Origin of the sequence: uncultured Kluyvera sp., assembly GCF_902485085.1 — a bacterium.
GTDB lineage: Bacteria > Pseudomonadota > Gammaproteobacteria > Enterobacterales > Enterobacteriaceae > Kluyvera > Kluyvera ascorbata.
In genome coordinates this window covers 1-4,505 of sequence record NZ_CABTJS010000032.1, presented here as the reverse complement: position 1 = coordinate 4,505, position 4,505 = coordinate 1, and the positions used below count along the sequence as shown (strand labels likewise).

The 4,505-nt window shown below is 51.4% G+C and carries 8 protein-coding genes and 1 pseudogene; 1 reads left to right on the top strand and 8 read right to left on the bottom strand.

From position 1 onward, the window contains the following. A pseudogene (locus RDN66_RS05100) lies at positions 1-102 on the bottom strand (holin); the annotation flags it as partial. Positions 103-1,097: 995 nt separating this feature from the next. On the opposite strand from RDN66_RS05100, the gene RDN66_RS05095 reads away from it, so the two are divergent. Next, on the top strand, positions 1,098-1,544 hold the full coding sequence (locus RDN66_RS05095) for a hypothetical protein (RefSeq protein WP_086812867.1): 447 nt from the start codon (positions 1,098-1,100) through the stop codon (positions 1,542-1,544). Here RDN66_RS05095 and RDN66_RS05090 read toward each other — a convergent pair. The 7 genes from RDN66_RS05090 to RDN66_RS05060 all read right to left on the bottom strand — a co-directional run. After that, on the bottom strand, positions 1,465-1,725 hold the full coding sequence (locus tag RDN66_RS05090; protein WP_086812868.1) for a PanM family protein: 261 nt from the start codon (positions 1,723-1,725) through the stop codon (positions 1,465-1,467). The two genes, RDN66_RS05095 and RDN66_RS05090, sit on opposite strands and share 80 nt — an antisense overlap. 112 nt (positions 1,726-1,837) lie before the next feature. Beyond that, positions 1,838-2,527 (bottom strand): bacteriophage antitermination protein Q, encoded by a 690-nt coding sequence (locus RDN66_RS05085; protein WP_308537623.1) that lies wholly within the window; start codon positions 2,525-2,527, stop codon positions 1,838-1,840. After that, positions 2,524-3,129 carry a recombination protein NinG gene (locus tag RDN66_RS05080; protein ID WP_202217836.1) on the bottom strand — a complete coding sequence of 202 codons (606 nt, stop codon included), beginning with the start codon at positions 3,127-3,129 and terminating at the stop codon, positions 2,524-2,526. Before RDN66_RS05080 ends, RDN66_RS05085 begins: the two co-directional genes overlap by 4 nt. Positions 3,130-3,131: 2 nt before the next feature. Continuing rightward, entirely contained in the window at positions 3,132-3,338 is a 207-nt protein-coding gene (locus RDN66_RS05075; protein WP_374043984.1) for a hypothetical protein, read from the bottom strand. Then, positions 3,338-3,940, bottom strand: coding sequence for a DUF1367 family protein (locus RDN66_RS05070; RefSeq protein WP_202217834.1), 603 nt, complete (start codon positions 3,938-3,940; stop codon positions 3,338-3,340). The genes RDN66_RS05075 and RDN66_RS05070 overlap by 1 nt, the downstream gene beginning before the upstream one ends. Positions 3,941-4,118: 178 nt before the next feature. Next, positions 4,119-4,346 (bottom strand): hypothetical protein, encoded by a 228-nt coding sequence (locus tag RDN66_RS05065; RefSeq protein ID WP_308537622.1) that lies wholly within the window; start codon positions 4,344-4,346, stop codon positions 4,119-4,121. Between the two features lie 57 nt (positions 4,347-4,403). Continuing rightward, a partial coding sequence (locus RDN66_RS05060; RefSeq protein ID WP_000496773.1) for an IS1 family transposase occupies positions 4,404-4,505 on the bottom strand: 102 nt, incomplete at its 5' end.

The following is a 4,505-nucleotide window of genomic DNA, read 5'->3' as shown; positions in this document are numbered from 1 at the left end:
TTTAGTTATTTCGGCATGGGCCTTTGCAGAGACACCGCAGCCAGTCAACGCGGTTCCCGTCCCATATGAAAGTCTGCTGTAAATTGTGCTCATTCGGGTCATAGCCTCACCTCCGGATAATTCGGATGGCGCTGTGTGCTTGTAAAGGATTCAGGCTCTCGGGCTGATTTAACAACAACACGCGTCGAGGAGTTTTCCCGAAGCCTGAAAAAGAAAAAGGCCACGCAGAAGCGCAGCCCTTATGGATGTGGATTATTTACAAATATCTAATAAATTAATATCATTTGATACACCGAAAGTCGTAAGACTGGCTCGGTGTCCATTTATCAAATAATTCTGATAACCCGCACTCTGATGCGGGTTTTTTTTTACTAAAAAAACCCGAAACGAGGCTTTGTGAATAAGATGCAGTGCCGGGTGCCTCCCGGTGAGTCAGCCAGTCGAACTGCCTCGCGCGAGCATTTGAACATTATCAGTTTTGACTGAGCGCCCCGCCGCAAAGGGGGATTCACTGCATCAATAACGTAAAACATTTTCATAAATCGCGTCAATGTATTGTGGTGGCGAGCGCCCATCTCTCGCTTAACTCCAATCAGGACTTACGTGCCGCTGAGTTATTGGCCGGGTGTTAGCCGATATTTTCTTTCACCGCAATGGACAGGGCGCTGCCTGCCGGGGTGGTGTGTACCAGGTCTTACGGGCGGCTTTGGCCTCAACACCCTGTCCGTTGCAATGATTTTGCCACTACCCGGAGTGGCCACGCTCATGCCCTTGAGGTGCTGTCGCTTTATCGCCGCTGATAACCGGTGCGCGTCTGGCTTTCGCGCTGCTCTACCGGAGCTAGTTTTGATATAGGAACCTTAACCCATCGCTACACAGGCCCGCTCAATGGCGACTCAGGGCAGCATCATGACTGCTGCTTTGCCTTTCGGCTGCAGTCTATCCGCTTTACTGGTGCATTTTCTTACCCTCCAGAAACGTAAAAGCCCCGGCAAACGCAAGGGCTACAAGAAGAACCAGCCCATGAGACTAGCGACATAACCCTATGCTTGATATTGTTAAATCGCCAAATGTAACAATTCAATTCGGGAAAATTTATGAGCAATTATTCGGATCTTCTTCAGGCAATAAAACTAAGAGTTTGCCAAAACAACAACATACCTATTCCCTCTCTCACTGGCTCAGGCAGTTATCAGGCAAGGCAAGTATGGAACCGTATTGCGCAAATATTTACACTAGAATGCATACTAGCGGCACACAGAAATGAATATGGCTCCGTTTTCGTTCCACTTGAAAATGAAAAAGCACTTCATCACATAATTTTTCTAAAAACAAAGTGGAATTTGGCAGAGATCAGAACTCTTTCTTTAAATGACTCACTCTTTATCATTGCAGAAATGTTCCGTTCAGACGCAATCCCACCAGATGCAAAGGTCTTTATGGAGTCGGTGCGCATACCTGAGCCTATTGCTTATCCACTAGAGGACTTTTCAGATGAGGACTGGGATCCCAAGGGAAACTCAGTTTTCCTTCAAAGCCATTAGCAGACATCTGCTCTAATTCTGCAGAAATTTCATTGAGCCGCTCTTCAAGAGCGGCCTTTTCTTTTCCCAAAATGTTGAAGCGTGCCAGGTACAGTCTTTGCTGCCCCAACCAGTCTTCAAGCTGTTCAGGTGTTAGCCCTGGATTATAAAAATGAGGCTGATGATTTTCCTGCTTGGGCATACATCCTCCAGAAACGCAAAAGCCCCGCACGATGGCGAGGCTCCTTAAAATCATTTACTGCCAGTGCATACAACAATGGCACAATATCAGATTTACATGAAATATATGCGTTTCAATCCAGTTTTGCAATGTTTTGGTGTGAATTTGTCGCCTTTTGTTGTGAACGTGATCGCGTTACTTGCAATAAAGCCACAATGTCGAGGCTCATGAAGATTCGCTTCATCTCCATCCAGCGATCGGTAAACGTCTCTGACCAGTTCTTTGGTGTCACGCCCACCAATTCTGCCAGCGCCTGGTACTCGTATGTCTCACGTCCGCCCAGCCCCGCTTTCACATCCTGCGCCGACAGCCAGATTAGCTTCCTCAGTCGCTCCATCGTTTTGCCTGCCACCCGCTTACCTTCCAGTTGCTGGCTGAACTCAGCCCAGGCCCATTGCGTTATTGCCACCTGGTGGTCCCAACTGGTGTTCTCGCTGTAGTTCCATAGAAGCCACGCCTTCTGATGCTCTTCGAGCGACAGCAGCGCGCGGCGCCAGGATGCGGTTGCAAACTCTACCGGCTGAACCAGCGGGATATGAGAGCCCTTGGCGTGCGACTGTTTGCTAGGGATCGGCGGGTTATCCAGCGTAACCATTTCACCGGTTACCTCATCAAGCACTCGAGGCTTTTTACGCTTAAAGGTTTTCGTGTCGAACTGCGCGTTCTCCAGCCAGGCCATTAACTGCCCTTTCGTCGCCCCGCTCAGATCGGCAGTGGCCACAATCAGCTGCTGCCGCACATATTCCAGGTATTGAGTATTCACGCCGCCTCCAGCTGTTTCAGTTCTTTGAGTTTTGCGCGGTACTCATCGCGAATACGGATGTAGTCCTCGCGCTTCCATTTCGGTAATTCGTGCGGGCCCATCAGGGCATCAAAGCGGGCTTGGCCGATTTTGGCGATCAGCGCCGGGCGGTAGGCCGTCAGGTTGCCGGAGAGATGGTTATTACAGGGGGCGCACTGGCGATGGCAGTTGTCCTCATTGAAGCGCAACTCAGGGTTAGCGCCGGTGGTGCGGTAATGCCCTGCGTGGTATTGCCCGTCATGGTGGCGACCACAGCTGATGCACGGAAGATGCCGATCCCGGTACCGGATAAATTCGTTGAATGCCTGTTGCGCCTGCTTAACGAAGTGGCTGAGTGGCTTCACCGCTTGGCGACGTTCGGCCTGCTGCGCCCGCTGTTCTTTCGCCTCCTGGCGCTGACGCTTCACTTCCTTTCGCTGCGCATCCTCCCGGGCTTTTCTGGTCTGTTCTTTGCTGTATGCGCTGGCGCACTCGTAACCGCACACGGTTTGCGTGTCGCGTGTCGGGTGGAACCACTGGCGGCATTCTTTGTTGGCGCACTTACGGCGCGGTAGCTTAGCCATGCTCACCCCCACGCCTTGTTTTGCCAGACACGGCTCGGGCGCGGCGCTTTGTCGCCTTCCGGCAGCTGCGCGCTGATGGTCCAGGTGATGTTGTCGCAATTCAGGCTGCGCTCGACTTTGACGCCGCGGCGCTGGTAGTTAGCCACCAGCTCGTCGGCCTGCTCGGTGGTGCATTCGGTGTGATGGAACCAGCTGTATTTCATCGGTATCATCCCCCAAAGCTCATCAGCTGCGCAGCGGCGTTCTCAGCCTCATCCTGCGTACGGAATGGCTTGGACAATATCCAGTGCCAGAGGACATCAAGCGCGGCCTTGTAGAGCTGCTGGAACTCGATTTCGCCCATATTCGCGAAGGAGATGCTACGGGGGTGTTTGCGGAGTGAACCGTCAGGCAGTTTGATGGTGTCGTAATGCCCGGCTTCGACGATGACCCAGGCCCGGTACGCTTCGTATGATTTGCAGAGGCTGATGCCGTTTGTGACGCGTCGCCCAGCTACCTGCTCGAGGTAATGCTCAGCGGCGTCCTGCAGGGCGTTTGCGCTGCCGCCGTACGTCGACAGGAAATTAGCGAACCCGGTCACCAGTTTGCGCTCGTTGGACGAGATAGCGCCGCCGGTAGGTTCCCAGTATTCGAAGCCGAGGTTAAGCAGCGCGAAGAAGCGTCGATGGAAGGCCGGGTTACGAACCCGCTTGAACTCGGCCACTAACACATCGCCGAGCTTGAATTTGGATTGCAGTAATTCTCTGGTCTCTGGCGTCGCGGAGATCAGGATTCCTGGGGACTGCTTGATTAGCTGTAGTTCGTGCGCCATGGGGTTCTCCGTGGCGCATAAGGCTGTCAGTTGTTCAGGCTGACACTGACATTATGTACAGGTGATAATGGAAAATCAATGTAAAAACCCGCCGAGGCGGGTTTCCATAATTCGGGAATAAATGCGAATCAGAGAACTGGGGTTCTTCATAACCCATCATTGATGCATAACGGAAGCATTATAAGAATTTTTTGGCTGCATCTAAAATTTCCTGAGTACTCAGTTCTCTGTCTGAAGCCACATGCACAACCCCATGGTCACCTGTCAGGGAAGGGAAATTTGCCGACATAATTTGAAGAAAAGTCTCCTCACCATTTGGGTATTCTTGTCGTATAGACGTAATGCCATCAAAGATGGAGATCACTTTGCATGGTTGGAAGTTAAAAAAAACAATAACATTTTTCATTTAGCACCATGACTCAATTGGTTATTTTCCTAACGCCAGTCAGGTAATGACTCCAACTTACTGATAGTGTTTTATGTTCAGATAATGCCCGATGACCTTGTCATGCAGCTCCACCGATTTTGAGAACGACAGCGACTTCCGTCCCAGCCGTGCCAGGTG

Excerpts from the sequence above, each read along its gene's own strand:
- RDN66_RS05095 (WP_086812867.1), top strand. The coding sequence starts at position 1,098 with ATGAGCAATTATTCGGATCTTCTTCAGGCAATAAAACTAAGAGTTTGC.
- RDN66_RS05090 (WP_086812868.1), bottom strand. The coding sequence starts at position 1,725 with ATGCCCAAGCAGGAAAATCATCAGCCTCATTTTTATAATCCAGGGCTA.
- RDN66_RS05080 (WP_202217836.1), bottom strand. The coding sequence starts at position 3,129 with ATGGCTAAGCTACCGCGCCGTAAGTGCGCCAACAAAGAATGCCGCCAG.
- RDN66_RS05070 (WP_202217834.1), bottom strand. The coding sequence starts at position 3,940 with ATGGCGCACGAACTACAGCTAATCAAGCAGTCCCCAGGAATCCTGATC.
- RDN66_RS05065 (WP_308537622.1), bottom strand. The coding sequence starts at position 4,346 with ATGAAAAATGTTATTGTTTTTTTTAACTTCCAACCATGCAAAGTGATC.